Raw genomic sequence first — 26097 nt, 5'->3', positions numbered from 1 at the left:
CCATGAGCATGACTAACCGCCGATGCCCATCTCGGGACCCCCTATCTGCTTTTGCTTCCGGGGCATGCCTTGACCGTCGTTCCTCGGCCCATCTTTGCCGTAGCTGTTCTCGGCATGACGCTGAAGCTGATTCAGTTCAAGCGCGGCGGTCTTCTTCGCCTCACGCAAAACCGCTGCAGGCAGGCGCTTTTCATCATCGGTGAAGATCTCCGCTTCGTAGCGCGCGCGAGACACGGCCACGTAGTAGACGTCTTTGGCCGTCGTGAGCGAGCGCGTATCGAGATTGATCAGCACCTTGTCACTGGTCAGACCCTGCGCGCTATGCACGGTGGACGCGTAGGCGAGTGCTGCATACATCCCGAGTGTGGCGTCGAGCGTGATACGACGCCCACCCGCCTCCACGACGACCTCTTTCTCGCGAATCTCCTTCACCGTCAGACGGTCACCATTCGCAAGATCCCGGTCTTTGTCGTTGCGCGTGATCTTGATCTGGTCGCCGACGGCGAGCTCGATGCGCTCAGGCTTGTAGACGGATAACTGCGTTGTTTGCGCCGGCGAGAATGTGAAGACAGCACCGTCCGGCCCCCTCACCGTGAGGCGGTTGCCCGGACCGGTATCGAGCACGGTATATTGCTCGCCACGAAGCAGACCGATCTTGTAATCGCGCTCTGGGATGATGACCGCGCCCTGCTCGTAGTATTTGCTGTGCCGCCGCTCGGCTTGCGTCGTGTCGAGCCGGTCGAGCAGCGTGTACTCCCGACCGTTGCCCTTCAGCCCCAATGCTCGCTGAATCCCGTCATTGATGGCCTTGCGGCTCTGGTTCGTGCCCGTGATGACGAGCGTTTGCGCGCGCTGCGCGGACGTCAAACCCGCATAGGCCTTGACGACCTGATCGTACCGCGCGCTCGAATCTTTGACCTCCCGCACACGGGTCACGTGCGCAAGCGATGCCGCGGTCTTGCCGATCGCCGCCAGTTCGACCGCCTTCAACAGCGATGGATCCTTCTGGCGCTGGATCGTTCGAATCTCAGTCGACTGCATCCCGGCGTTGAGCAGTTGCTCGAACGGCTTCCCTGCTTCGATCGCCTTGGTCTGCGCCGTGTCGCCCAGGAAGACGACCCGGGCGCCATGTGCTTCGACGATTCTCATGGTGTCGAGCATCTGACGCGCCGGAATCACCCCCGCTTCGTCAATAAAAACCACCGAGTTGCTGTCGAGCTTCTTGTTCTTCGCCTTGAGAAACGACTGCAGCGTGCGCGCTTCGATCCCCTCCGATTCAAGGGCCTTCTTCTGGCTGCCATAGGGGGCGAGCGCGGTGACGGTGTAGCCGTGCTCTTCGAGCAACGCTTTCGCCGATCGCGTCATATAGCTCTTGCCCACGCCGGCGAAGCCAGGAACGGCCATGAACCGGTTCGTCGTGTCGGCGATCCGTGCGACAGCGCGCGCCTGCTCAACATTCAGCCCCGGCCGGTCGGGCCTTTGCTTGCGCGTCGCCAGATACGCCTCAATGTGATCCGGACCCAAGCGCGACGTGACGGTGTCGCGACCGGCCCGCTCCAGCGCCAGAATGTCGCGCTCGCGCCGCTGGGCGATGTGTGTCGTGTAACGGGGCCCCAGGCTCTCCAACCGACCCTTGACGATCCCGTTGTCGACGAGGGCCTTCGCCTGCGCGCGCGTGCGTCGATCGTTCATTAGCGAACCGATCCACTGCTCGCGCGTGTATGCCGGCCCCTCCGGTGTCGCCTTCCCGTGCGCGCCCTTCGCCGGGTTCATCGAACGATACAGCGTCTCCTCCTTGATCAGGTGTCCACTCGCCCTCGCGCGGCCGATCGCCGCGCGAATGTCCGAGGCCGTCAGACGCCCATAGCCGTGCTTCAGAGCGACCGCCAGCAACTGCTCGCCGGTCACAATCGCCTGCCGTTCAGTGAGGCTCTGAATCGCAAAGCGCACGGTCTGGTCCGCGTGGTATTCGAGCGGCTGGTCGATCTGCGGCGCGCGGTGCGCAGGCTCCTTAGGTCCATCGTTGCCCACACCCGCCCATTCGCGACTGTAAAAATCGATGCCGAGCTCTTTCGCGCGCGCCTGCCACCCAGCGCGCACGTCGTCACGATCGGTAGCCGTCTTACGCTCGCGCGTCTGCATCGCGGCCCGGTCGCGTTGCTCGGGCGTCGCACTGTCGCGACTCACCCCCCATTCGGCCAGCTTCGCATCGATCTGATTGCGTCGCGCGCTGAACTCATTAATTTGGTGCTCGGTGAAATGCGCCAAATCAAACGTGCCGTTGCGATCGAACTTGAGCTTGAAACCCTGAAGCTCGAGCGCCTTCGCCAGCTCGGCTTTATACACATTCCCGAGATGACTCAACGAATTCACCATGCCGTCGTTCACGAGGGCGCGCCACTCGCCGCTTTTTCGTTGGGTCATGTTGAGCACGAAGGCGTGGGTATGCAGATCCGGATCCACCTCGCGTGACGTTTCATGCCGGAAGGTCGCGACAACCAGTTTATGGGTGCGCTCGATGCTCGTTTTGCCGTTCACGGTGTAACGGGCCGCGGCGAGTAGCTCGGCCTCGCGCAGAGCCGCGGCAACCGCCTGGTCGTGAGCCGCAATGATCCGCTCGTCACCGTGTACGAGCGCTTGCAGGGAGACCCCCTTGGGCGCTGAAAACGTTAGGTCGTAGCCGAGCCGCTCCTTGCGCGCTTCCGACGGCTTCGTCCGGCGCAAATGCGTGTGCGCATCGATCCGGCCGTCCAGCAACGCCGCGAAGCGGCTTTGTTCGACTGCGCCGACCAGGCCGAGCGCTTCGGCGCCCTGGCCATGCCACTGCATGGCGCTGCCGTCCTTCGCATAGTAGTCGTCCGCGCCGTCGGCGTAGTAGCTCACCACCTTGCCGACGTTCTGGCGCTTGATGGTCGTGATGTTCAGCATCAGGACGCCCCCAGGATTTCGCCATCGGGCGACACGATGCCCGGCACTCGGCTCCTTCGGGTGTAGGTGACCGATTCGGTCTTGAATTTCGCGATCGGCAGGTCACCGGGGAACGCGAGATACCCTTCCAGGTTCGGCAAGCGCATCAGCTCCGACGCGAGCACGACCGATTCCGGCTTGATCTCCTCGTTCTGACTGTTCGTCCCGAGGCCGCCGAACGCGCGGCGACTGCGTCCCGAACGCTGGCGCATGATTTCGTGCTGACCCAGGGCGCGCGACATTTTCTCGGCAGTTTTTTCACCCATGCGGCCGACACCGAGCGCCACCATCGTGCGATGGTTGCCAAGCATGGTCTCCGCCAGATTCTCGCCATAGACGTCCACCAGCTGCGTGTAGGTCTGGTAGCCCGATACGACTCGCAGCCCCTTTTTGCGGCCTTTGGTCAACGCGTCGCCTAAGGTCGGCAGGCGCGCGAGGGATTCGAGCTCGTCGAGATAGACCCAGAGGCGCCGGCTGAGGTCCGCACTCATGCCGAGCACGCTGCTGAAGATCGTGTCGGCGAAGCAGGAGATCAACGGCACGAGCGCGGCACGCATGTTTTCGTCCCAGGTGATGAACAGGTTCCCTCCGTTCGGATCAGCCATCCAGTCGCGCAACGAGAAGCTGCCGTGCCGCATTTCGAGGTGTGGCGGCAACTTATTGGAGAGCACAAAACGGGCGCTTCCGGACGCTCGACTGTTTCCCGTAAAAAGCGCCTGCGCGTTCGTGCCTTGAACATACGCCTCGAGTTCTTCAAGGGTTTTCCTGTTTGTCCACTCGAAAACCTCTTCCATGGTTGGATTCCTGGACGTCGAATAGACTTTTCTTGCGACCTCCGAGAACAGAAGGCGCCCGTAGTCATTCCATTCCTCCGAATCAGCGCTGCCCGATCGCTGGATAATCGAAGAGGAGTACCGCTTAAAGTCATAGTCCGCACGAATCTCATTGAAGAACGACCAACCCTCCGAGCGTGCGTCATAAGGATTTAATACTTTGTCTCCCTTCCGATAGAAGTTCGACAAAAACTCTCCATCGGGATCGAGCACGACCATCCGATCACCGCGAGCGAGACATCCGACCATCATCTCCTTGAAGAGCGTCGATTTTCCAGTACCCGTTGAGCCGCCAATCGAAACATGTGTATTTTCCGCTTCGGTGGGCACTGGAACGCCGGCAATCGTGATTTGGTTTTTACCTTTCTCCAGCGTTTTCCTCGATAACTCGTCAGCAGTGACGACTTCCGTTCCGCGGAAGAACTTTGAGAACGCGGCGCCTTTAAATGGCTTTTTCGCCGCGTTCACTGCGGCCACTATCCCTAGAATCGCCATCATTTCGCCACCAAGTAGCGCGATCCAGAGCGGAAACAGATGAAAAGTGTTACGGATCAAGTACGGCATTACGTCGCGAACGTTTTGTGGCGTGAACCCATAGGCGAACTTTGCCGTGACAAACCAGACAAATGCCGGCACCAACACCAAGGCAGCGATTGCTGCTTGTCGCCTCTGAATATTATCCATGGGCTCTCTCCTGATTCGGTTCCCATGAGGGGATATCAAGACGATCGAGCTCAGCTCGCGCGCCCCTGATCTTGTCGGGCGGCAAGGCCATCCGAAGCAAGATCAGCACTTCCATGAGCATGGTCGACGAGCGATCCGCCACTCGGGTTTCGCGCCCGCCAAATGATCCGTTTGATAGTCTCGACACGTAATCGGTCAATTCATCCAGGCGAGACAAGATCTCGTTGGCCTGCTCGTTTCGAGAACCAAAAAGGGCATCCTTGATGTAGTCCGATACGTTGCCGCTGTAGCGCGCGGAGCGCTCTTCAAGCTCGAATTTCTGTGCGTCGGTAACACGAACACTAATCGTCGGCATGCAAGCTCTCCGGTAATACGCGTGTCCTACACGATAAGCCTTATGCGACAGCATCTTCAAGGGTGCTTGTAGGACCCTCGTTTTACACATCCGAACATCGCATCAAGTAAATATTGCGCAACATCAATCACTTAGGCAATGCGAAGCATTGCGTATGGTGTATAGCCTTTAAGGGCTAGGGCGAACCGCTGATTTAAGGGGAAGTCGGGAATGTTTACAGCCCATTTGCGCGTCCAAAATACGTTTTTTCCTATCCTTCACGCATCGCGTGAAGGCAACCGCACAAATGGACCGAAAGAGGACACTAAGGAGACACGTCGATTGCCACCCGAGGCAACAGGGAAGACTGAATAGCCACTTTCAAGAGCCAACATGCTTGCGTCGAGTCGCTGTGATCATTAGAGTGACTTCAAGCTCACGACAAAGCGATCCACCGGGAGGGAGGGCCAATGCCGCTATCGCAACTCAAGCCGAAAAGCGATTCGGCGGTCGTGCGCAACATGCTTGGAGAAATTGAAACGGCGTTAAGCGTAGGTGCCTCACGCGAGTCAATCTGGAAGATGCTTTGCGAGGAACAGGGCCTAAAACTGACATTCGACGGATTTGTAAAAGCATTGTGGCGGGCCAGAAGGTCTCACGATCGGCCGACCTTGAATCGCTCGGAACCACAGGAATTCGAATCTCGCATCACGGATTCGATGATTCGCTCGACTGAACGATCGTTCCCGGGTGAGAAGAATCACGAGACATCAGAGAATTTTCAAGATGCCGCATCAAAACGCAACCGCATTAAGACAACGCGAGATTTTGAAAGCGTTCACAGCATGGACTTCAGTGAGTTCGACGATAAATTCAAGTGAGGTGCAAATTGAAGATTGCCGTCTTAAATTACAGCGGGAGCGTGGGTAAGACAGTCGCCGCGCACTACCTTCTCAAGCCGCGCATGCCCAATGCAGCGTTCTTTTCAGTTGAGACCATCAATCAATCTGCGAGCGATCTCGGCGCGGACCAAGTTTCACAATTGCAAGGTAAGAAGTTCGGTGAGTTGCTTGAGGCTTTGGTTTTGGAAGACGACGCCATTATCGACGTCGGCGCCTCCAATATCGAACCGTTCTTTGAAGCCATGTCACGGTTCTCCGACTCCGAGCAGGAGTTCGACCTTTATGTGATTCCGGTGACGCCGGATCAAAAGGCGTGGCAGGAGAGTTTAAAGACAGTCGAAGCGCTCTCGAATATCGGTGTTCAACCGGCGAAAATTCGCCTGTTGCCGAACCGGATTTCGTCGGAACCGGCTAGCGAGATTCCAGCAGTGTTCAATTACGTCAAGAAAACCAAGAAGGCGTGGATCGATCCGAGCGCGTATCTGTTCGAAAGCGACATATACGGTTATCTGGCAGCAAAGCGGATCGGCTTTGACCAGTTGATCGATGACGGCGTGGATTACCGGACGCTCGCCAAATCCGAATCTGACCCGGACAAGGCCAAGGATTTTGCTCGCATGTATCGCTGGAAGAAGCTGGCCATACCGGTGCGGAACAACCTCAACGATGCATTTGCGACGCTGGTGTCGTGATGGATCGGCCGCCGTCCAAAGAGGAGGTCCTTCTCGACTGGTTTCTTGGCGACTCGAAGGAGATCGTCGCCGACCTGAAGTTGGCGGTGGCCGACGCTGAAAGTGTCCGGGAAGGGATTGTCACGGCAAAGGGCGAACTGGATTCAACGGTCCAGGCGGCGACGCGCGAATTGGTGGCGGCCCACCGCGAACTGGCTCAAGCACTCCGCGATGCAAAGGCCGGTAACGCCGACGCGACCCGGTCTGCCATTGCAGCCAGTCAAAGCGCGGTTGCGACGGGCGTGCGACGGTCGCTTCCCCTGCTTGTGGTCTGTTGCGGCGCGACCGCAACTATCGGGGCCACCCTCGGCGCGGCGGTCGCTTTCCTGGTGGTCCGCTATTTCGTCTAGAACGGTGCAGCAGTTTGGCGGCAACGCTGACAAGGAGATAAATGTGGACCGGAGCGACGCGCTTTGGGTCGCCTCGGAGCCGGGTACTTCTCGGTTAGGCTGTTTGCTTGATGCGTGCTTTCGCTTCATCAGCCATCTGCCGAACTTGCGCAGCGAGTTCAGGCGGCAGCCAAACCTCGACCTGCACCCAATTCGCCGGGTACTCTTGCGACACAGCCAGCACGGATTTGATCACTGCGCCGACGCGTTGTTTGGTCAATCCGCTTTCATTCGCGGCTTCAGTTTGTGAGACACCATCGACCAGTACGCGACGCGCGACTTCAACGTTGCCGACAGTCATCCGTTTAAGACGGGGCATGAGCGACTTAAAGTCCTTCGCTGTCATCCTCTCTCCTGCCATGTTTACGCCCCCATCTGAATGCGTGACTTTGGGGCTAGATTATCAACCGGGAGTCAATAGCAGTCAATATTACTCAACAGCATGCCGCACAACGTTCTACGTGCGGCATGCTGTCTTCTCGCGTCAGTGGTGCTGAATCTTCTGCGCGATCAGCGGGTGAGGCAGTGTCGCGACTCCTCTAAATCGCCAGTAGCGCGAACCCTTTCGGGCGTAGATGAAGGTGATGTTCCCCTCGACGGGCTCGCTACCTTTGAACGATTCAACGCCATCGCCTAATTGCCAGACGAGCGGCGGCCATGGGCCGGACATGGCTGCGTGATATTCGGCCTCGGTGATTTCCTCCGGGTTGGTCGATAACGCGCGCGCCTGCTGCTCGATGAAGCAATCTTCTTCGCCGATCACCACGCCCGGGTGGCGCTGCGCGAGCTGTTCGAGTGTTTCGCGTGTCCAGTTCGTGACGTAAGTTACGGTTGGGCCGTCTGTCAGTTCCAACGCATAATCGATCGCGGTCGGCTCGCCCGGAATATAAAAGACCTTGCTCATGGTGTTCTCTCCATGTGTCCGAGGGAACTACCGGGCGGCTGCGCTCGCCCGGTAGCCTATCCGCGTTAGCCGATCATCTTGCGCATCTCGTCGGCGAGAACCCACAAAGCCCGATTCAGTTTGACGTTCTGGTCGATGCCGCTGACCGCACGGGTGGTCGTCGTGCGCCCGGTGGTGCTGCGCCCGCGCAAGCCACCCTTGACCATGTTTTCCTGAACACGGTTAAAGGTCGTCCACAGGTCCGACCCGCCGTCCTCCATGCGGCGCGGGCGGAGAATCTGCGTCTCGGTAACAGGCGCGGATGCTTCTTCGGTGTCGTACTTCAATTCGAGGGCCGCGCGCGCAAAGGCGTTCTGTGCGCCGGTGTCGAGCGTTACGCCCTGCATGCCTTCGCGCTGCTCGTCCACAACCTCGAAGTTATCGAGCACGCGAAATGCGCCTTCGATCACTTCTCCGACGACATCGCCCTTATGCGGGACGCGCACCTCGCCCACGTTCGTGCCGCACACCATGCCGTTGCAGCACACGAAGCGGAACATACCGGCGAGCATCTGGTAGCTGCTCGTTCCGTCGTGGCTGTTCAACAGGATGATTTCGTTCGCTTCCTTGCCGCTGATCTGATCAGCGTGGCGCAGACGAATCATGTGCTTGGTGAAATCGCGCTTGTCTTCGTTGCGCACGCGCGTCTGCGCAACCATGAAGGGCTGGAAGCCTTCACGGCGCAAGCCGTTGAGCACGTCGATCGTTGGAATGTAGGTGTAACGCTTCGAGCGGCTGTCGTGTTTGTCAGCGGCGAAGATCGACGGTGCGATGCTTTGGATTTGGTCGTCCGTCAGGGGGATTTCCGAGCGGAGAACGGGGGCGTTGTAACCGAACTTGGATGCGAGTTGCATATTCGTACTCCTAAATTGCGGTGTTGTGAAAATTCCGGGAGCGGTTGCCGCCGCTTGATTCCCGGTATCGAGACGCTGTGCTGTTTAGCGTGTCGATGTATGTATGATAGGACGAATCTCGATAAAAGTCAATACATGTAAATATAAATATCGAATGTGTTTACCACTTGGTCTCGGTAAGTTTGCATTCAAGGTGCTGCCCCGAGGACGAGTGAGGGAGCGGATCGTTTAATCCAGACGGGCGCTTCAGCGCCTGTCTCACTTCCCCCGGCGTCAAGCACGCGAGGACACCCGTTGGTTCTGCTCGTCGGAGTCGGTCGGTCGCGGTAAGCCCGTTCTGCTACGCGAACCGGCGCGGTCAAGGGAACGTGGAATACCGCAGGCCGCGCAGCGGTCGAGGATATGCCGCGAAAGTCCCTTGACCGGGAAAGCCGGGGCGTGTGGCAGATTCAAGGGCGTGAGCGACTGGCCGACTCCGACGAGCAGATACGCTCGACAAGTCGTGCGACACAACCAGCCAGCCCCATGAGGGACGCGAGGGGGGCGCAGCGCCGCCAGGCGCGAAGGCCGGTGTTTTGCTTGGTGTTTCGCAGCCGCGCCGATATAATGGAATCAGTTGGATGCCCGTTCTACTCCTGCGGTGTTGGACGGTAAGGCTCGAAGCGTTGCCGCGCTCCGAGCCTTTTGTTTCTTATCAAGGAACCTGCGGACTGAGCGGTCATGCAACCGCCCGTCCCTCAGTACGTCCTTCCAGTCACTGATCTTCTTCTGCGTCGATTTCTTCGCATCCGTTCCCCTCTTCGTCCGAATCTTCTTCGTCAGTCTCGGGAGAGGCAAAGTTGAAATCTCTCGGTACATCGCGATTCGCCAGCACTTCGGGAAGCCAGTTAGTCGCTGACAATAAGCATTCAGCCATCGACGCGGCTTCCTGCTTCTTGTTCGATGCGAGCGGTGCTGCTGCGTCCGCTGATACTGCGGCAGCGACGATCTCGGAAATCCGGTCCTTCGAAACATGGCTCAAGTAGCTGGCTTGCGTGGCCTTCCAGTACTGCCCCATATCGAGATTCAACACGTCGCGCAGCGCGTTGACCGGATGAGCGCTGTCGGTCCCGCTTACGCTATCGAGGGTCGCAGCAACGCAAAATGCGAAGAGATTGGACGTGACGTCATCGCTCTGCTGTAGTAGCCAAGGCAGAAGCTCAGCACATCTTGTCGGCAACATCGCAGACCATTTCGCACGCTGGGCGTCGATCTGCTGCCATGCGGGGCTGTCTGCCATGTCGTCCGCTTCGCGCAGCAGCTTCTCGTGCGCCGAGGTGAACTGCGCTTCGAGCGTCTTCCCATTGAATCCATAGCCATATTTCTCCCGGAAAATGGTCGGAATTATGTGGTGCATGAGCACGGCAAGTGCAACGCCCGGTTGAGCGGCAAGTTCGACTTGGACTGCGGCTGTACGATGCGCGGTCAGGCGTCGGCACAGCTTTTCGCTGTGGAGCGGCTTTTCCTTTTTCGCGGGTCCGACCGTACCGCCACAATCGGCCGTGCCCCGTTCGGGATTGGCCTTGTCCTCAGGCTTCAAGAAGCCACGTTCAATGACGACCTCGCCCGCATAGTTCAGGAACACAAATGCGCCGCCGCTCGCGAATTGCTCGGGCGACCACGTTTCCATGCTTTCGATAAAAGCATCACATGCGTCGCTCGCGGCGTTCGCAGCCTCCTCCAATGCGTCGCGCTTGTCTTCGTCCTCCTCCCCTGACTCATCGTCATAGTAGGCATTGAGTGCGCCGCTCGCGGTGTCTCGCGCTTTCTGAAGGTTGGCGAACTCGCGTTCCTCCTTCTTCGTCATGTCACGCGTGTGAGACGACAATCGGCCGTACGCGCTCAGTTCGCTGAAGTCGCGTTTGACGCGGGTTTCAACCCACTTCCACCCTTCTGCGCTGATCGTCTGCGCGATCTCGATCAAGCGATCCGTCGCAAGTTTCTGCAACAGCGCGGCGTCGCCGATATATCCCGCGTTGTCATCCTCGCTGAACAGGTCGCGGCGCACAAAGCCACCAGCGGCCTCGTAGGCGTCAAGCGTCACGAAACCCACAAGCGGATTGTTCCGAACTTCGATTTCTTCCTTCGTGATCGCGGCGCGAAGTTGGTGCGGGTCGCGCAGCCACGACTGCGGAGCATCAAACCACAGCCGTTCCTGCAACTCTGGGTCGTCGGTCAACGCGAGTGCGATCACCTGCTCAATGCTCATGCCGTCATCACGGAACACGTCCAATAGTCGCGGCGAGACGTTGGCGATTTTGAGGCGTCGCTGTACCGTCAGAACCGGGACCGAAAAAAGCGCTGCGATGTAGTCTGCGCTTTTCCCTTCCTCAATCAGCATTCGAAAAGCCATCGCCTGATCTGCGCCGTGCATCGGTTCGCGCGCGTGATTTTCGATGAGCGAAGCAGCGACAGCTTCTGCCTCGGTGACCACCCGAACCGGGATCAATTCCTCCGCACTGATCGCGCCACGTTCCGCGAGCAATTGAAGCGCGGCGAGTCGGCGCTGACCCGCACATACGCACAGTTTCGGATTCTTGCCGCGTGCGCCCTTCAACGGGTGCGCAACGAGGTTTTGCAGTAGCCCTTTCGCGGCGATGCTATCGGCAAGACCTTCGATGCCTGTGGCGGCTTTACGGCGCACATTCCGTGGTGAAGGGCTCAGACGTGACAGCGCGACTTGCTCGATGGCGCTGTCGCCGCCGAACGTGCTTTCTAGGATCGCGGGCGACGGTGCTGCGCCGTCAAGCTCAACAATGTCGTTCTGAACTTCGATGGTTTCGTTGCGTTCATCCATTTTCAAACTCCCAGAATGTGCCAGCAACCGAGCAACACGCGACGAGAAGTGCCGTGCCGGTCGCTGGCGGGTGTGGAAACAGGATCGATGCGAAACGGGAAGCGATGGCAGGAGCGCGATCGCCTCAACGTCGCGGTTGCTGCCCAGGTGAAATGTTCATCAGTTGTGGTTTGGAGTCCATAATGTAAAATTGAAAACTAGAGCGTCGTAACACTGACGTTCCACCACTGGCATCCGTCGTACTTCATCTGGATCCGTGATCCGTTAATCATCACCACGCGGATGTCGCCGGCGACATATGCCCTTTGGTGGGCCTCGGAGGGTGCGGGAGGAACGCCCGCTTCGTCGGTGGGGTTGCTTGTGCGGGTGGTCGTTGCGCTCATCACTACCTCCTTTGTCTGTCGTTCAGTTTCATCTGCTCTTCGGAGCCGCCTCGGCGCATGATTTGCACGGGCCGGATTCGGTGCAAGGGCGCGCCCGGAGGCCGCAGCGAAGCGCAGCCGCAGGCGAGCATCGAACGGGTGAGGACGTGGCGAAGCGGACTCTTGCACCGAATCCGGTTCGTGCTATGCGTCGATTACGGGGCGGCTCTGGAGGGCAGATGAAACGGGCTTTGAACGGCAGACGAAGGATGGAGCGCGACGACCTGCTTCCCGCGCAAGCAATCCCGCAGCACAAGGACCGCCAGGTGCTTGTGCTCACCCGGCGCTGTGCGCCGCTGTTCAGGGTGTGACGGGAGCCGCCAGGCGACCTGCTTTGGACGGGTCTTTGAAGTTCTCCAACCGAGGGGTCGGCCGTTCAGGGTCGGCCGGTTTTCGATCCTGTCCGCGTTGCGTCAGGCGGCGACGCATTGAATCGCCGCAGCCGCGCTAGTCGACGAGCGCTGGTTCTGGTTCGTCTGGTTCGTTCGGTTCGCTGGATTGGTACTTGTGGGACGCTGGCTTCAGGCCTGCAAGCGCTCGCTGTCGCAGCGCTTGCTCATTCAGCAATAGACGGATTTTCTCCAAAGCCACCAGTTGACCGAGATTCTCCTCAATCCACACCTTATGCAGGCAGCCGAAGTAGTCGCCGATCTCCTGCATCACTTCGCGCGCCTGTGCAATCTCGAGCAGCATGCGCTCGACGTCGGCGTTGCCGCGATACTTCCTCCAGAGCGCACGTCCCTCAACAATGCCGATGGGTTCAAAGCGCGGAAGCTTGCGAGCCATTTGGATCTACAACAGGGAGGATCCGAACTGCCGAGATCAGCGGTCCCAGTGCGTGCGAATGCACGGTCTTGTGCTGGCGTCGATGCGTGGGAGGGTGGTCCATATGCGTCGCCCGTGGCCATGAAGCCACGGTGCTGTGGTGTGTGGCATCTTCGCCCATCCTTCCTCCCATGATGTGTTTCACGACATGCTAGTCAGAATCAGGACAATCGGCGTCCGCTTTCGCATTGTTGCTTCAATGTCTGTGCAAAAAAGAGGCGCGCCGCGCCAGAAGGTTGGGCGGGCAAACGGAGCGCGTGGCGAGCGTGTGAAACCGAAAGCTCCGAGATGCGCTGCGATCAACCTCCAATTCGAAGAATCTCGTCGGCCGATCATCGCCTATGATTCATTTGTCTCCACGCTCCGTCTCGACCATGAGAGCGATTCGGCGTCATGGGTTGCGAGAACCCATGACGCCTTTTTTCGTCTTCGAGTACTGAGGGTGTTCGACGGGCGTCGTCACGGGTTTTTGGGTGCACTCGCGCCCATCCGCACCCATCAAGGTACGACCAGCCGTTCCACCGATCCGTGGCGCCCCGCTAACCTGGCGTGTCAGCCAGCTAGATCTTCGAGAGAGTCACCCGCCTACGCGGATCGCGCACGCCGACTTCTACTACTGCAGCGGTAATGCGGTGTCGATTGAGCTCAAAGGCGAGGCGCAGTTGCGCCGGCGACATGTCTTTCGCGCCAAGCCCCTGGATTGCGAGGCGAGCCGAAACGGCATAAGAGCAGAAGTCCCAACCCAGTCCGAACGCGGAGAAATGAATCTCGCCGTCGGCGACAGTAGGTTGCGAGAGCTTCAACTGTGTTCGGGCATCTGCTGGGAAATCATTCATCATCGCGCTCCAAAGGGGCATCGAATTATTCCAGCATCTCTAGGATTGCGCACCCGCGTCGGCCGTCCCCTTGATGCCTCATGCGCATAAGTCACATGAATGAAACGCGGCGCCGAGTACACAAAGCGATGCACCTCTCGCGGCGGCCTTCAGTCGCGGTTCTGAATGAGCACCCTCACAGTGTCGGAAGGCCGAGATGGCACTGGCCTACTACGGGGTTCGGGAAGCGCATTTCATCAGTAGCGACGTCGGAGTGTATTTCATCGGTGAAGCCAGAAGGAGTCCAAGCGTCAGACACAGGGTGATTAGGCTACCTGTTCGGGCAATTGGTCAAGATCTCCGACCGCTACACTGCTTTCCGTGATGCAGCTAATCGCAGCCACAGCGAGACGATACAGACTGAGCGCACCGGCTCACCTACCCATCTTACCGGCAGCAGGACGTATCGAGATCGCAAAAGCGTAAGTGCAGGAACGCAGTATTGGCTTCATCAATAAATGAACAACCGCAGCACCGCTGCAAGTTTTGATGTCGAAGTTGAAGTGCGAAGATGGCGGTATCCGTTGGCCCCAGCGAGCATCGTCGGCTGGGGCCTCTTCTTTTTCGGAAACTGCGCCAGGGGCAATCGGGTACTCCTGTTACGCGAGAGCAAGCCGTCAGCGCGGAAGTTTTCAGCGCTCTTACGGGATGGGACGCAGCTTGGGCGATGTATTCAGTAACCCAGTTCCTTTTGATGCCGAACAGCCAGAATTACCGGTGTCTCGCCATCGAGACGATAGAGCGCGACGTATCCGCTGTCTCCGAAGTCGATGAGCCATTCTCGGAATTCGGAGTCCATATCATCAATGGGGCGGCCTGCTCGCGGCTGGTCCGCCAGCACCTTTACGCCAGCACGAATCGCCGCAACGGCACGGCGCGCAGCGTTGATATTCTGGGGCTTGAGGAAACGATACAGGCGTTGCACATTATTGAGTGCGGGCGGAGTCCAGATCACTCGTGGCACTTAGGTGGCTCCGCGTCCTCGCCGGCTTCCAACTTGGCCAACCACGCGTCGGCTTCTTCGTGCGTAACATGAAGGCCCGTCGCTTGATACTCGTCCCACGCGCGTTTTGCGTCCTGTTTGAACGCCTCGCGCTTTTCCTCACGATCAACGTATTGGGTAATGGCCTCGCGCATGATCCAGTGCGCCGACCGGTCACGCAGACCTGCGAGTCGCTGAACACGGTTTTTCAGTTCGTCGTCGAGCTTGATACTCGTTGCCATATGGCACCTATTATTCAGAGGTAGTACCTTCGAATACTATAGCGCATCGCCGAGAATCCGTCGGAGTTTACGAACGCAGGCTTGTGCCACCTTCCGCGCGACCGTTCAGCCACGAAGTGGCGATCAAACGCCTCTGTTACGCCGCTGTCACTACGAGGGTGTTTGAAGGCGTCGGTGCGGTCCAACTTTGAAGCTCCGCAACGTGCAGGCAAAGCTGGAAGGCACCGGACAGGTAGTGCAACAAGTCTTTCTCTCTTTGTCGAGGGACGACGCGCGAGTCTGATTCGACTCAAGCCGCCAGCTTGTGCTCGTAGTACGGTCTATCGCGATCGTCCAGAATCGCGTGCAGCGCAGCGAGCTTGGACGCATCCGGGTTCAGCCAGGCATCGACATGCTCAGGCTTGATTGGCACGATGCAACGATCGTGTCCGGCTGCGGAGACTTCCGGCGGCGGCTCGTCCGTAATCGCCGCAAACGACAGCAGGTCGGGCTGCTCCTTGGCCGTCCAGCGCGACCACAGGCACGCGACCAGCATGTCGCCGCCGGAGTCCGGCGTGAACTCGAGCACGACGTTCTCATCCTTCTCGCCCTCCGCAAGCGTGCGCCCTTCCATGCGCGCACGGCTCACGTTCTCGTAGAAGCGGCTCACAATCATGAGGCCATGCGAGTAACCGAAGAGCGGCTTCCAGAAGCCTTCCAGATTGTCGCGCCGAGCGTTGTAGGTGCCTGGGAAACGCGTGTCGTAGTTCGCAGGTTTTCCGGCAATGCGGCACTGGTAACGCATTGGCTTCACGACGTACTGCCCATTCTCGACGACGAGGACCGGCGCGTAGTGTCCCGGAAAGATCCGTGAGTCACGGTCCTTCGGCGTCGTGCGCCGCAAGTCGTCGACCCGACGCAGACTCGAGTCGATCTTGTCGGTCGCAATACGCCGGCTTTCGGTCGCGGCCTTCGTCACTTTCGTCTGCAGCGCGCGCTCGGCATCGGCCAGCCGGGTGCGCTGTTTGAAGAGATCCTGTTCGAGCGCGGTCGCCTGTTCGATGTTGAACCGGTCGATGAATTCCTTGATCTGATGCTCGTCGTCGCCTTGCGGCTCGAGGAAAGCGCCTTCCATCGCCTTCGGGACCTTCGCCTTGCTGCCTTCGGCGCGCTCCCAGAACAGACGCGCGAACTCACGAATGTCCATCTGCGCGCCGAACATTCTCACGTAGCGTCGATAGTCAGCTTGAATCTGCGCCGAATAGCACACTGCTGCCCCCTTCGATCTCGATCGGTTTATGTCGCCGTGCCCGTTGCCTCGCGGCACAGTCTCATCATCTTCTGGACCACTGTGCTCGCATGGTTCAGCCCCATGTCGCCGGTGAAGAGCGCCTGCACGTCCGACTGGCGAACCGCGATGCCCGCTTCTTTCAGATCGCGGCGAGCGATTTTGAAGGCCAGTTGGCCGATCCGGATGCGCTCAAGCCAATCCATCGTGACGAGGTTGCGCTTGAGCCAGATTCGGCAGCTCTCGACGACATGGTCCACGCGCCACTCCTGCGTCAGCGCGTAAGAGGCGGCAACGGTCGCCACGAGAAAGCACAAAAGATCGGCTCGCGCGCCTGTCAGTTCGTCAATATCGGGCATGTTCATCTCGTTTCCTATTCCCATGATACTCACCACCTGATCCCCAACTACCTGCAGGTGCGGACGAGCTCGGGACTTTCAACGGCGGATCAACCGCCGGTCGCTGCAGCGCAGTCCCGTCCCGATGCATGAACCGTCTCACCCTGCGCAGTAATGGCGATCGCGTACGCTGTCGTCAACCTGCCAGCGATTGAAATCCTCCCCCGACTTCGACCCGACTGTTCGGCCATTCTCTTGTGCGAAGCATGTCGGCTCGCCCGCCTTGCCGCGGGCGACGGCCTCGTCGATGGTCGCATCGCCGAACGCCTCCCGCAGCTTGGCAACGAAGTCAGCGAACTCGGGCATCGGGTGTCTGGGTGCAAGCATATTGTTCAGTTTTTTCTGCGGCTAGCTAAAAGGGCGCAATTCACTGCTTCAATTTCTGCGCTACACTGACTACTGTACATCCATACAGTATTTTAGCCAGCCCCTTTCCCATGGCCGCTTTGCCTAAACACATCGAAGCGATTCACCCCGCGCTGTGGCGGGGGTCCCAGCTCGCGCGCACCTACGGCAAGACCCTCGACACCGGCTACGCCGCCCTGTCGGCGGAACTGCCAGGCGGCGGCTGGCCCGTCGGCGCCTTGGTTGAGCTGCTGGTCCAGCAACCTGGGATTGGTGAAATGCGGTTGCTCAAGCCCGCACTCGTGGCCGCAAGCAAGCGGCCGGTCGCGCTACTCCAGGCGCCGCACGTGCCGAACAGTCTGGCGTTTTCCTATCTGGGCCTGCCGCTCGACAAGTTGATGATGCTGCGCGCACCGAAGACTGCCGACGCGCTGTGGTGCGCCGAGCGCGTGCTGAACGCCCGAAGTTGCGGCGCGCTGCTCTTCTGGCAACAGCACGTCCGATCTGAAGCATTACGCCGATTGCATCTGGCGGCCCAAGCGACCGAAACCCTGCTGATTCTGGTCCGACCGCTTGCCGCCGCCCAGGACTCGTCGCCAGCGGCCTTGCGGCTCGGTGTGCGACCCGCCGACGGAGGCCTCGCCGTCGATGTCATCAAGCGACGAGGCCCAACCCGAACCGATCCACTGTCCATCCACCTCCAACCGTCACCGATTCTGCTCAGCCCTCATGGCCGTGTTCGTCGCCATCTTCCTGCCCCGGCTTTCGCTGGAGGTGTTCCGTCCGAGATGGTCGTCTCCGACTGAACACGGCTGTGTGGTGCTCGAGCGCGACAAGGTGATCGTCCTCGATCAGGCAGCAAGAGACGCAGGCGTGATGGTGGGCATGAAGCGCGGCGGCGTCACGACGCTGACGGCTGACGCGCTGATGTATGACCGCAGCCCGGCCCGCGAACTCGACGTTCAGCGCGAAGTTGCATTCGCGCTGCTGCGCTTCTCTCCTCAGGTGGCCGTGCGTGAGGAGGAAACCATCGTCGTTGACGTGACAGCGAGCTTGCGACTTTTTGGCGGCATCGCTTACGTGTGCCGGCAGATCCGGGAGGCGGTCAATGCAATCGGCGTGACTGCTCGCATGAGCGTTGCGCCCACGGGTCAAGGCGCGTGGCTGCTTGCGAAGCGCGGTCGCCGGCGCGTGCTCAAGATGAGTTCGCTCGAACGATATCTCGGGGAGCTGCCATTCATGGTGGTCCCCGAAGTTCGATCGTTCGCCGAGTGGTTTAACGGCCTCGGATGCCGAGTGCTCAACGATATTCGACGCCTGCCGCGCGCAGGTCTCAAAAAGAGGTGCGGCGTGGACCTACTGGATTCTCTTGACCGCGCCTATGGCCTGTCGCCCGAACTCTACGAGTGGCTGGAGTTACCCCCCTCCTTCAGTGCGCGCACCGAACTGCCGGACCGCGTCGAGCATAGCGAAGCGATCTTGTTTTCCGCGCGACGCCTGATCGTGCAGTTGTGCGGATGGCTGAGCGCGCAGCAGCTCGCGCTTACGCAGGCGACGATCACGCTGGAGCACGAGCGCGGCCGCCAGGCGATCGAGCCGACGATCATTGACATCGCGCTAGCGGAACCGACGTGGCACGAGGAACACCTCGTCCGACTGCTCAAGGAGCGGCTCGGGCGCATCGAGCTCGAAGCGGCCGTCATCGCGGTGCGCTTGACGGCCTCGAAAGTACAGCCGGCCGAGCCCCCAAGCGATTCGCTTTTCCCCGATCCGGGCGGCTCCGCCCAGGATCACAACCGCCTGCTCGAATTGCTGGTGGCGCGCCTAGGCGCCGAGAACGTCTTGCGCCCGGCCCCAACGTCGGATCATCGCCCCGAACAGGCGAATTGCTGGGTGCCGGTCCAGGACACCATCAAGGCGTGCCCTCCCCCCGCCGAACTTCCGCGTCCGACGTGGTTGCTCGACACGCCCGTGCGGCTGATGATCAAAAATCACCGGCCGTTCTACGGCTCGCCGCTCAAGCTCGTCTCGACGGGCGAACGTATTGAAGCCGGCTGGCACGATGGCGAGCTGGTGACGCGCGACTACTATGTCGCGGAAGCTGCGGATAAGAGCTGCTACTGGATCTACCGTGAACGGCCGAGCCTGAAGACCGAAGAAGTTCGCTGGTTTCTCCATGGGCTCTTCGGATAATCGGTGGTGTCGCCGTGGATCTTTTTTCGTCGTCCCTACCCGACTACGCGGAGCTGTTCGCGTTCACGAACTTTTCTTTTCTGCACGGCGCCTCGCACGGCGAAGAGCTCGTGCTGCGGGCGTCCCAGCTCGGCTATTCCGGGCTGGCGGTTACCGACGAATGCTCGCTGGCGGGTGTGGTGCGCGCGCACGTCCAGGCGAAGGAAGAAAAGCTGCCGCTGATCATCGGCTCCTACTTCCGGCTTGTTCATGCGGACAAGAGCCCAGCGTTCGGTCTCATCCTGCTCGCGCAAAACCGCAACGGTTACGGCAACTTGTCCGAGCTCATCACGCTCGGTCGCATGCGTGCAGCGAAAGGCGAGTACCTGCTCACGCCTCACGATCTTTCGAAGCCTGAGAAAGAGCACGCGCATCTGCGAGGGATGCCTGATTGCCTGGCGATCCTCATGCCCGACTTTCCCGCGAAAGAAGATGCGCTCTCCGCGCAGGTCGAATGGCTCAACGAGACTTTTCCTGCTCGCGCATGGGTGGGCTTGATCCTGCATCAGCGCGCCATGGATGACATTCATCGCGGCAGCGTCGAATACATCGCCGAGCAGCACCGTGTACCGGTTGTCGCACTCGGCAACGTCGTGATGCACGTGCGCTCCCGAAAGCCGCTGCAGGACACGATGACGGCGATCCGCATTGGAAAGCCCGTGGCCGAGTGCGGCTATCATCTTGCGCCCAATGCAGAACAGCATCTTCGCTCACGGCTTCGGCTCGCCAACCTTTACCCCGCGCATGCGATCGCACAGACGCTGAACATCCTTGAGCGTTGCACGTTCTCGTTGGATGAGCTGCGCTACGAGTATCCCGACGAACTCGTGCCGGATGGCTTCACGCACGAGGCATATCTGCGTCAGGAGACGTATATCGGCGCGCATAAGCGCTTTCCGGCCGGCATTCCCCTTGAGGTTCAGCAGCAGATCGAGCATGAGCTGCAGCTGATCCGCGAGATGCGCTATGAGGCGTACTTCCTGACGGTCTATGACATCGTGCGATTCGCGCGCAGCCAGCAAATTCTCTGTCAGGGTCGTGGATCGGCCGCAAATTCGGCCGTTTGCTACTGCCTCGGTGTGACGGAAGTCGATCCCTCGCGCGGCAATATGCTCTTCGAACGGTTCATCAGCAAGGAAAGAGGCGAACCGCCTGACATCGATGTTGACTTCGAGCATCAACGGCGTGAAGAGGTCATCCAATACATCTATCGCAAGTACGGACGTGATCGAGCCGCGATCGCTGCTGCCGTGTCGACGTATCGGCCGCGTGGCGCGCTGCGCGAAACCGGCAAGGCGCTCGGCATCGATCCGCAGATCGTCGACAAGGTCGCGAAAAGTCACCAGTGGTTTGATCACTCGCAGGACCTGTTGCGTCGCTTCGAGGAGTCAGGGCTCGATCCGGCCAACCCGCTCATTACGATGTGGGCGAAGCTTGCCGCCGAGATCCTGAATTTTCCGCGGCATCTGTCACAGCACTCGGGTGGCTTCGTCATCAGCCGAGGCAAGCTCACGAGGCTCGTTCCTGTCGAGAACGCCGCGATGGTGGACCGCAGCGCAATTCAATGGGACAAGGACGATCTCGAGGCACTAGGACTTCTGAAGATCGACGTGCTTGCGCTTGGCATGTTGTCGGCGATTCGCCGTACGCTCGATATCGTCTCGGAGCAGCGCGGTGAGCGGTTTGAAATGCAGGACATCCCGGCAGAAGACCCCGAGACATACGAGATGATCTCGCAGGCGGATACGGTCGGGGTTTTTCAGATCGAATCGCGCGCGCAGATGAGCATGTTGCCGCGCATGCAGCCGCGCACCTTCTACGACCTCGTCATCGAGGTGGCGATCGTGCGTCCGGGGCCGATTCAGGGCGGCGCTGTCCATCCTTATCTTCGACGGCGTCAGAAGATCGAGCCCGTCACGTACCCGAGCGCAGCGCTGGAGACGGCGCTTGGACGCACGCTCGGCGTGCCGATATTTCAAGAGCAGGTGATGCAGGTCGCCATTCTCGCGGCGGGCTTCACACCGGGTGAGGCGGATCAACTGCGCCGCGCGATGGCGGCATGGAAGCGCAAAGGCGGTCTGGAAAAATACTATGACCGCATCGTCAACGGCATGCGGGAGCGCGGCTACGACCAGTCCTTCGCGGAAGCTATCTTCGAGCAGATCAAGGGTTTCGGTGAGTACGGCTTTCCCGAGAGTCACGCAGCCAGTTTCGCGTTGCTGGTCTATGCCAGCAGCTGGCTCAAATGCCACGAACCGGCGGCTTTCCTTGCCGCGATGCTCAATTCGCAGCCGATGGGCTTCTACTCGCCGTCACAACTCGTGCAGGACGCGAAGCGACATCGTGTCGAGGTGGTGCCGATCGACGTCACGATCAGCGGCTGGGACTCGGTGCTCGAGCGTCGTATCGATCATGCGAAGCCCGTCGTTCGTCTCGGACTGTCGTTGCTCAAAGGAATGCGTGACGGTGCAGCGGAGCGCATCGAGAACGCACGGGCGGTGAAGCCCTTCGCGAGCGTCAGTGACTTGGCGCGTCGCGCGCAGCTTGATCGGCATGACTTGCAGGTGCTGGCGGCGGCAAATGCGTTGCTGTCGCTCGCCGGAAATCGTCGTGAAGCCCTTTGGCAATCGGTCGCGGCAATCCCTGACCGAGACATCTTGGCCGACAGCCGGATCGATGACGAGACACCAGCGCTTGGTGCGCCATCCGAGGCTGAAGACATCGTGAGCGACTACAACGCGGCAGGGCTCACACTGGGGCGACATCCCCTTTCGCTCTTGCGCCCAACCCTGCTCGAACAACGACTGATGCCAGCCGCTACCCTGCGCACCTATCGAAACGGCCGGCTCGCACGCGGCTGTGGGCTGGTCACCGTGAGGCAAAGGCCCGGCACGGCGAAAGGCGTGATGTTTGTGACGCTGGAGGACGAGACGGGTAACGTCAACGTCATCATCTGGCCTTCGCTGCTGGAAAAGCAGCGCCGCGAAGCGTTGGGTGCCGCGTTGCTCGCGGTGTACGGGACGTGGCAATGTGAAGGAGAAGTCCGCCACCTTGTGGCTCAGCGGCTCGTCGACCTGTCACATCTGCTGGGTGGGCTCACCACCGTCAGCCGCAATTTCTGCTGACGCCAACCTGTCTGTGCCACAACGGTCACCGCGAAGCAGACTGGCTTTCGTCAGCCACAGCCTTCCGAGGCTTCTTCGTTCGAGTGGGCGCCGTGTCGGGTGTCGACTTGGGTGCCGACTCGGGCGCCGAACCAGACACTTCAACCGCCTTCGTCTTCCTGGCCGATTTCGGTTTCGCAACGACCTCGGGCTTCTCAGTTGTTTTGCTGCCCTCCTTCGTTGACGCCTTCTTGCCTTGCTTCGCCTTCACTGCGTTGCCTACTTCAACCGCGCCGGTTTTTCCAGCGGACGTCGCTTTCACTTTCTTCGCGCTTTTTGCGGCAACACCGTTATCTTCTTGTAGGACCTTCTTGGGTCGCGCAACCTTGCGCGCCTTTGCGGGTGCATGCTCGAGCGGCGCACAGCTCTCGCCTTGAAGTTGCGCGAGCGCCTCGGACCAGTAGTGATCGTCGCGGCCATCCTGGCGACCATCTGCCTCCCACAGCAGGTAGGCGCGATAGCGAATGTTCTCCTCGGACGGCGTGGGATTCGACGTCGATTGCATACTGACTCCGTAGACAAGGCATCCACGCGACCATAGCAGGTTGCGACTGCTCGCTCAACTCGCCATTTTCGATAGCGCATTGACAAGCTGCTGGGTCTTCGATGCGCGTTCAAGTTCGAATGAGGCCACTCCCGCCTCCGCGTTTCTCCAGAAGAATAACTAGATTGCGGTCAGGTTGTGGTGTGCGTCAGCGTAGTCCCAATTGATTGCGAGACACCGCTCGTAGCTCTCCTTGTCCTCGTCAAGCCGATCGAGGAGGCCACGGGGGTGTGCTTGGCGGCGAGGCCGAACTACTTGGCCTCGCAACCTCGCAGGTACACCGCTTGCGAGGTCGAAATCGCAAAACGGAGGGTCCTATGCTACGTGCTGCAATCTTTGATATCGACGGAACGCTGGTCGATTCGGTTGATCTTCATGCGCTGGCGTGGCACGAGGCGTTTGTTCATTTCGGCCATGACGTCAGTTTCGAGCAAGCGCGCAGTCAGATCGGCAAAGGCGGAGATAATCTGCTGCCGACGTTTCTTTCCGATGACCAGATTCGGGAACATGGCACGCAGCTCGAAGCGTGGCGGGGAACGCATTTCAAATCGAACTACCTGCAGATGGTGCGCCCATTTGCGGCGGTACCCGAGCTGCTTCAGCGACTGAGGCACGAGGGACTAAAGCTCGCGGTTGCCTCATCCGCGAAGAAGGATGAACTCGAGATCTACCTCGATATCGCAGGAGTCACAGGGATCTTCGACGTCATGGTCTCATCGGAAGACGTCGAGCAGTCGAAGCCTGCACCGGATGTGTTCGAGGTCACCCTGCAGAAGCTCGAAGTGCCGCTCGACGCCGCCATCGTAATCGGCGATTCGCCCTATGACGCGCAGGCCGCAGGAAAGGCAGGCGTACGCACGATCGGGCTGCTGTCCGGGGCTTTTCCTGAGCAGTCGCTGCGCGACGCCGGTTGCATTGCGATCTATCCCGGACCGGCCGGGCTACTAGCTAATCTTGCCGCCTCGCCACTACTCGCCTGATCGAGTGGTCGCGTCACGCAGGACGCTGGACAACATCGAGCGGAACGCGAGTTCCGGTGCAACAATCGGGATCGCCCTTCCGTCTCTCTGTGGGCTAGAGAAGCGTTTGCCGCAATTCGCGTTGGGGCGATTGAATGCGTGGAGATGCGCCATGGACAACTTTCCGAAAAGCCGCTCGACTCTTGTGATCTTGGCGTTCCTACTGAAGGGATGTGCCGCCAGCGCTGTTCCACAAAGCGGCGCCCATCTGAGCCCGACGGAATGCCGCGACCTCGCTGCGCTCCGGACCAACGCGCCTCCTACGATGGCGCAACACCACAGCGAACTCTCGGCGCTGAAGAAAGCGGGCTACGATCCGTCACCGTGGTACGACGATCCGTACTATCCAGACGATATACAGGCCGCACAGCGCCTGGTCGACTATTGGTTTCAAACGGAGTGCCAGCGCCCCCAACCCGACTGAGTAGCCGAAGTAACCGGAGATCTTGCCGCGCTCAACGCATACCAACAGCACGTTTCATCGCAGCCGTGCCCCCGTCGCTTGCAGCGGAAGATCTTCATACCACGCGCGGAGCACCGCGAGGGACCTATCTCGGACGGGAAAAAACAAACTGAGCTGCGCCGATGCATGCGTTGATTTCCTGCGCCCACTTGATCAAAAGAGAAACTACTTACTTCCGTCCATATACCCGTTGTCAGCCTTTAGCGACGCTAATCAATCTACGCCCGGGCGGCTGTTGAACGCAGAAGACCGGCCATTCATAACGCCGCCGCGTCGAGCGCCAGCCACCCTTCATGTGAATGGGCAAATTCGTTTAGGTTTGTTCGACGCCTGCCCCCGACCATAGACTCGTGAGCGAACGACAACGCGTGCGGGCAGGCGTTGAATAAACCTCGAGGAAGGAAACCGCGGGCTGGTCCGATGCGGCCAGCGTCTTCACTATGGCGATTGATCGGTCTGACTGGTCCGTCTGGCGGGTCGACGGCGGGCGATGCGGGCGTCCGAAGAGGCGTGGCTGCGGCAATGGAGACAATGTCGCGTGCGATTCTGAGTTCGGAATACGGCCGTGGAACGGGTGAATGACACCGAAGGCACAACCGTCCCCCTGTCGGTCGCGCTGACGCAAAGCCGACGGTTGAAGAGTGCAGATCGAAGCGAGGTGCTCATCGCTGTGCTGCCTTTGGTGGCGCGCGAATCGGTACGGTGCGCGTCAGAATATCGATGACGAGCATTGGCGCACCGCAGTGGCGACAGATAAAGATCGGTTGATCGACGACGACTGCGTCGTGCGAGGACGGGCAGAGTTTGCGCGCAACCCTGAGCAGCGTGCGAATCTTCACCAGGTTGGCGCGGCGCACCGGATTGGCGAGTAACCCATAGTGGCGGATTCGATGGAAGCCGGCGGGCAACACATGGAGCAGGAAGCGGCGCATGAACTCGCTGGATTCGAGCGTCATGGCTTTATAGCGAGTACGACCCTTCTGTCGGTAATCTTTCCAACGGAAGCTCACGCGCCGTCCGTCGAAGGCGAGCAGGCGCTGGTTGGAGATCGCGACGCGATGGGTATAGCGTGACAGGTACGCGAGCACCGCTTCAGGGCCCGCAAACGGACGCTTGGCGTACACGAACCATTCGGAGGCGCGCAGCGGCGCGAGCCACTGTGCGAAAGCCGCTCGGTCAGCGAGCTGCGCGTACTCGCCAAAGAACTGAAGTCGTCCACGCTGATGAGCATCAGTGAGCGCTTCGAGGAAGCGCCTGCGAAACAGGCGCGAGAGCACACGCACGGGCAAGAAGAAGCCAGGCCGACAGGCGATCCAGCGTTCGCCATTGGCTGACAGGCCGCCGCCAGGGACAATGCCGTGCACATGCGGATGATGCGTGAGCGCTGAGCCCCATGTGTGCAGCACGAGCGTGGCGCCAATGTCGGCGCCCAGATGCTTGGGGTCGGCCGCGATGGTGCGTAGCGTCTCGGCTGCGATGTCGAACAGCAGCCCGTAGATGACGCGCTTGTTATACCAGGCGATCGCTGATCGGTGCGGGAAGCGTGAAGACGACGTGATAGTACTCGACCGGCAGCAGATCAGCCTCGCGCGCTTCGAGCCAGCGGCGTGCGGCACTGCCCTGACACTTCGGGCAATGGCGATTCCGACATGAGTTATAGGCGATCTCGGTTCGTGCACAGCCCGAACAGCGCAACACATGTCCACCCAGCGCCGCGCTACGGCACTGTTCAATGGCCGACATCACCTTCAGTTGCCCGAGGCTCAGTGCTACCGTGCGTCGCCACGTGGCCCCGCAGGCGCGGAAGATGTCCGCGACCTCCAACATCGGTCTGACCGCGCGTCCG

The 26097-nt window shown here is 59.9% G+C and carries 24 protein-coding genes and 1 pseudogene; 8 read left to right on the top strand and 17 right to left on the bottom strand.

The features are described 5' to 3' along the window. Positions 1–12: 12 nt before the first annotated feature. The 3 genes from mobF to AC1Z32_RS40250 are packed head-to-tail and all read right to left on the bottom strand — an operon-like array spanning position 13 to position 4839. Positions 13–2928: a MobF family relaxase gene (gene mobF / locus AC1Z32_RS40260; RefSeq protein WP_483484429.1), complete on the bottom strand. Its 2916-nt coding sequence runs from the start codon at positions 2926–2928 to the stop codon at positions 13–15. Beyond that, positions 2928–4484, bottom strand: a complete 1557-nt coding sequence (locus tag AC1Z32_RS40255) for a type IV secretion system DNA-binding domain-containing protein (RefSeq protein ID WP_483484428.1) — start codon at positions 4482–4484, stop codon at positions 2928–2930. Before AC1Z32_RS40255 ends, mobF begins: the two co-directional genes overlap by 1 nt. After that, positions 4477–4839: a hypothetical protein gene (locus AC1Z32_RS40250; protein WP_483484427.1), complete on the bottom strand. Its 363-nt coding sequence runs from the start codon at positions 4837–4839 to the stop codon at positions 4477–4479. The genes AC1Z32_RS40255 and AC1Z32_RS40250 overlap by 8 nt, the downstream gene beginning before the upstream one ends. A 449-nt stretch (positions 4840–5288) precedes the next feature. On the opposite strand from AC1Z32_RS40250, the gene AC1Z32_RS40245 reads away from it, so the two are divergent. The 3 genes from AC1Z32_RS40245 to stbC are packed head-to-tail and all read left to right on the top strand — an operon-like array spanning position 5289 to position 6801. Then, positions 5289–5699, top strand: coding sequence for a hypothetical protein (locus AC1Z32_RS40245; RefSeq protein WP_483484426.1), 411 nt, complete (start codon positions 5289–5291; stop codon positions 5697–5699). Positions 5700–5707: 8 nt separating this feature from the next. Then, positions 5708–6412, top strand: a complete 705-nt coding sequence (stbB, locus tag AC1Z32_RS40240; RefSeq protein ID WP_483484425.1) for a StbB family protein — start codon at positions 5708–5710, stop codon at positions 6410–6412. Further along, positions 6412–6801: a plasmid stabilization protein StbC gene (gene stbC, locus AC1Z32_RS40235; protein ID WP_483484424.1), complete on the top strand. Its 390-nt coding sequence runs from the start codon at positions 6412–6414 to the stop codon at positions 6799–6801. Before stbB ends, stbC begins: the two co-directional genes overlap by 1 nt. Before the next feature lie 94 nt (positions 6802–6895). Here stbC and AC1Z32_RS40230 read toward each other — a convergent pair whose 3' ends face one another. From AC1Z32_RS40230 to AC1Z32_RS40175, 12 genes are all read right to left on the bottom strand, one after another. Beyond that, positions 6896–7186, bottom strand: a complete 291-nt coding sequence (locus AC1Z32_RS40230) for a TrfB-related DNA-binding protein (protein ID WP_483484423.1) — start codon at positions 7184–7186, stop codon at positions 6896–6898. Between the two features lie 138 nt (positions 7187–7324). Beyond that, entirely contained in the window at positions 7325–7744 is a 420-nt protein-coding gene (locus AC1Z32_RS40225) for a hypothetical protein (RefSeq protein WP_483484422.1), read from the bottom strand. 65 nt (positions 7745–7809) lie between these two features. Further along, positions 7810–8637, bottom strand: a complete 828-nt coding sequence (locus AC1Z32_RS40220) for a DUF932 domain-containing protein (RefSeq protein WP_483484421.1) — start codon at positions 8635–8637, stop codon at positions 7810–7812. A gap of 754 nt (positions 8638–9391) precedes the next feature. Continuing rightward, positions 9392–11473: a ParB/RepB/Spo0J family partition protein gene (locus AC1Z32_RS40215; RefSeq protein ID WP_483484420.1), complete on the bottom strand. Its 2082-nt coding sequence runs from the start codon at positions 11471–11473 to the stop codon at positions 9392–9394. A gap of 197 nt (positions 11474–11670) precedes the next feature. Further along, positions 11671–11856: a hypothetical protein gene (locus AC1Z32_RS40210; RefSeq protein ID WP_483484419.1), complete on the bottom strand. Its 186-nt coding sequence runs from the start codon at positions 11854–11856 to the stop codon at positions 11671–11673. A 486-nt stretch (positions 11857–12342) separates the two neighbouring features. Beyond that, the gene (locus tag AC1Z32_RS40205) at positions 12343–12681 is read right to left on the bottom strand and encodes a hypothetical protein (protein ID WP_483484418.1); all 339 of its coding nucleotides are present in this window, start codon (positions 12679–12681) and stop codon (positions 12343–12345) included. 599 nt (positions 12682–13280) lie between these two features. Next, a complete protein-coding gene (locus AC1Z32_RS40200) occupies positions 13281–13559 on the bottom strand; it encodes a hypothetical protein (RefSeq protein ID WP_483484417.1) in 279 nt (92 codons plus the stop codon). Between the two features lie 709 nt (positions 13560–14268). Next, the gene (locus tag AC1Z32_RS40195; RefSeq protein WP_077161467.1) at positions 14269–14559 is read right to left on the bottom strand and encodes a type II toxin-antitoxin system RelE/ParE family toxin; all 291 of its coding nucleotides are present in this window, start codon (positions 14557–14559) and stop codon (positions 14269–14271) included. Next, entirely contained in the window at positions 14547–14819 is a 273-nt protein-coding gene (locus AC1Z32_RS40190) for a CopG family ribbon-helix-helix protein (protein WP_483484416.1), read from the bottom strand. Before AC1Z32_RS40190 ends, AC1Z32_RS40195 begins: the two co-directional genes overlap by 13 nt. Before the next feature lie 289 nt (positions 14820–15108). Further along, positions 15109–16068 (bottom strand): SOS response-associated peptidase family protein, encoded by a 960-nt coding sequence (locus tag AC1Z32_RS40185; RefSeq protein ID WP_483484415.1) that lies wholly within the window; start codon positions 16066–16068, stop codon positions 15109–15111. A 26-nt stretch (positions 16069–16094) separates the two neighbouring features. After that, positions 16095–16451 (bottom strand): hypothetical protein, encoded by a 357-nt coding sequence (locus tag AC1Z32_RS40180; protein WP_483484414.1) that lies wholly within the window; start codon positions 16449–16451, stop codon positions 16095–16097. 132 nt (positions 16452–16583) lie between these two features. Further along, on the bottom strand, positions 16584–16790 hold the full coding sequence (locus AC1Z32_RS40175) for a hypothetical protein (RefSeq protein ID WP_483484413.1): 207 nt from the start codon (positions 16788–16790) through the stop codon (positions 16584–16586). A 131-nt stretch (positions 16791–16921) separates the two neighbouring features. Between AC1Z32_RS40175 and imuA the strand changes: the two genes are divergently transcribed. Genes imuA through AC1Z32_RS40160 form a run of 3 tightly spaced genes read left to right on the top strand, consistent with a single transcriptional unit; the run spans position 16922 to position 22186 of the window. Continuing rightward, positions 16922–17635 (top strand): translesion DNA synthesis-associated protein ImuA, encoded by a 714-nt coding sequence (gene imuA / locus AC1Z32_RS40170; RefSeq protein WP_483484412.1) that lies wholly within the window; start codon positions 16922–16924, stop codon positions 17633–17635. Further along, positions 17559–19022: a Y-family DNA polymerase gene (locus AC1Z32_RS40165; protein ID WP_483484411.1), complete on the top strand. Its 1464-nt coding sequence runs from the start codon at positions 17559–17561 to the stop codon at positions 19020–19022. The genes imuA and AC1Z32_RS40165 overlap by 77 nt, the downstream gene beginning before the upstream one ends. A gap of 14 nt (positions 19023–19036) precedes the next feature. Beyond that, the gene (locus AC1Z32_RS40160; protein ID WP_483484410.1) at positions 19037–22186 is read left to right on the top strand and encodes an error-prone DNA polymerase; all 3150 of its coding nucleotides are present in this window, start codon (positions 19037–19039) and stop codon (positions 22184–22186) included. 25 nt (positions 22187–22211) lie between these two features. Here AC1Z32_RS40160 and AC1Z32_RS40155 read toward each other — a convergent pair whose 3' ends face one another. Then, complete coding sequence (locus AC1Z32_RS40155; RefSeq protein ID WP_483484409.1) at positions 22212–22730, bottom strand: DUF2934 domain-containing protein; 519 nt, start codon at positions 22728–22730, stop codon at positions 22212–22214. Between the two features lie 356 nt (positions 22731–23086). Here AC1Z32_RS40155 and AC1Z32_RS40150 point away from each other — a divergent pair, with 356 nt between their 5' ends. Both AC1Z32_RS40150 and AC1Z32_RS40145 read left to right on the top strand, forming a co-directional pair. Beyond that, a complete protein-coding gene (locus tag AC1Z32_RS40150; protein WP_483484408.1) occupies positions 23087–23749 on the top strand; it encodes an HAD family hydrolase in 663 nt (220 codons plus the stop codon). Positions 23750–23900: 151 nt separating this feature from the next. Next, a complete protein-coding gene (locus tag AC1Z32_RS40145; RefSeq protein WP_483484407.1) occupies positions 23901–24212 on the top strand; it encodes a DUF4148 domain-containing protein in 312 nt (103 codons plus the stop codon). Between the two features lie 701 nt (positions 24213–24913). Here AC1Z32_RS40145 and AC1Z32_RS40140 read toward each other — a convergent pair. Continuing rightward, positions 24914–26078: pseudogene (locus AC1Z32_RS40140) on the bottom strand (IS91 family transposase). Positions 26079–26097: the final 19 nt, after the last annotated feature.

The sequence above is a fragment of the Caballeronia sp. 11_S32 genome, from assembly GCF_056930355.1.
This window is presented reverse-complemented; position numbering and strand designations above follow the sequence as displayed.

Excerpts from the sequence above, each read along its gene's own strand:
- AC1Z32_RS40145 (WP_483484407.1), top strand. The coding sequence starts at position 23,901 with ATGGACAACTTTCCGAAAAGCCGCTCGACTCTTGTGATCTTGGCGTTC.
- AC1Z32_RS40255 (WP_483484428.1), bottom strand. The coding sequence starts at position 4,484 with ATGGATAATATTCAGAGGCGACAAGCAGCAATCGCTGCCTTGGTGTTG.
- stbC (WP_483484424.1), top strand. The coding sequence starts at position 6,412 with ATGGATCGGCCGCCGTCCAAAGAGGAGGTCCTTCTCGACTGGTTTCTT.
- AC1Z32_RS40155 (WP_483484409.1), bottom strand. The coding sequence starts at position 22,730 with ATGCAATCGACGTCGAATCCCACGCCGTCCGAGGAGAACATTCGCTAT.
- AC1Z32_RS40205 (WP_483484418.1), bottom strand. The coding sequence starts at position 12,681 with ATGGCTCGCAAGCTTCCGCGCTTTGAACCCATCGGCATTGTTGAGGGA.
- AC1Z32_RS40215 (WP_483484420.1), bottom strand. The coding sequence starts at position 11,473 with ATGGATGAACGCAACGAAACCATCGAAGTTCAGAACGACATTGTTGAG.
- mobF (WP_483484429.1), bottom strand. The coding sequence starts at position 2,928 with ATGCTGAACATCACGACCATCAAGCGCCAGAACGTCGGCAAGGTGGTG.
- AC1Z32_RS40180 (WP_483484414.1), bottom strand. The coding sequence starts at position 16,451 with ATGAACATGCCCGATATTGACGAACTGACAGGCGCGCGAGCCGATCTT.
- AC1Z32_RS40190 (WP_483484416.1), bottom strand. The coding sequence starts at position 14,819 with ATGGCAACGAGTATCAAGCTCGACGACGAACTGAAAAACCGTGTTCAG.
- AC1Z32_RS40220 (WP_483484421.1), bottom strand. The coding sequence starts at position 8,637 with ATGCAACTCGCATCCAAGTTCGGTTACAACGCCCCCGTTCTCCGCTCG.
- AC1Z32_RS40225 (WP_483484422.1), bottom strand. The coding sequence starts at position 7,744 with ATGAGCAAGGTCTTTTATATTCCGGGCGAGCCGACCGCGATCGATTAT.
- AC1Z32_RS40200 (WP_483484417.1), bottom strand. The coding sequence starts at position 13,559 with ATGATGAATGATTTCCCAGCAGATGCCCGAACACAGTTGAAGCTCTCG.
- AC1Z32_RS40175 (WP_483484413.1), bottom strand. The coding sequence starts at position 16,790 with ATGCCCGAGTTCGCTGACTTCGTTGCCAAGCTGCGGGAGGCGTTCGGC.
- AC1Z32_RS40230 (WP_483484423.1), bottom strand. The coding sequence starts at position 7,186 with ATGACAGCGAAGGACTTTAAGTCGCTCATGCCCCGTCTTAAACGGATG.
- AC1Z32_RS40250 (WP_483484427.1), bottom strand. The coding sequence starts at position 4,839 with ATGCCGACGATTAGTGTTCGTGTTACCGACGCACAGAAATTCGAGCTT.
- AC1Z32_RS40245 (WP_483484426.1), top strand. The coding sequence starts at position 5,289 with ATGCCGCTATCGCAACTCAAGCCGAAAAGCGATTCGGCGGTCGTGCGC.
- AC1Z32_RS40210 (WP_483484419.1), bottom strand. The coding sequence starts at position 11,856 with ATGAGCGCAACGACCACCCGCACAAGCAACCCCACCGACGAAGCGGGC.
- AC1Z32_RS40165 (WP_483484411.1), top strand. The coding sequence starts at position 17,559 with ATGGCCGTGTTCGTCGCCATCTTCCTGCCCCGGCTTTCGCTGGAGGTG.
- AC1Z32_RS40150 (WP_483484408.1), top strand. The coding sequence starts at position 23,087 with ATGCTACGTGCTGCAATCTTTGATATCGACGGAACGCTGGTCGATTCG.
- imuA (WP_483484412.1), top strand. The coding sequence starts at position 16,922 with ATGGCCGCTTTGCCTAAACACATCGAAGCGATTCACCCCGCGCTGTGG.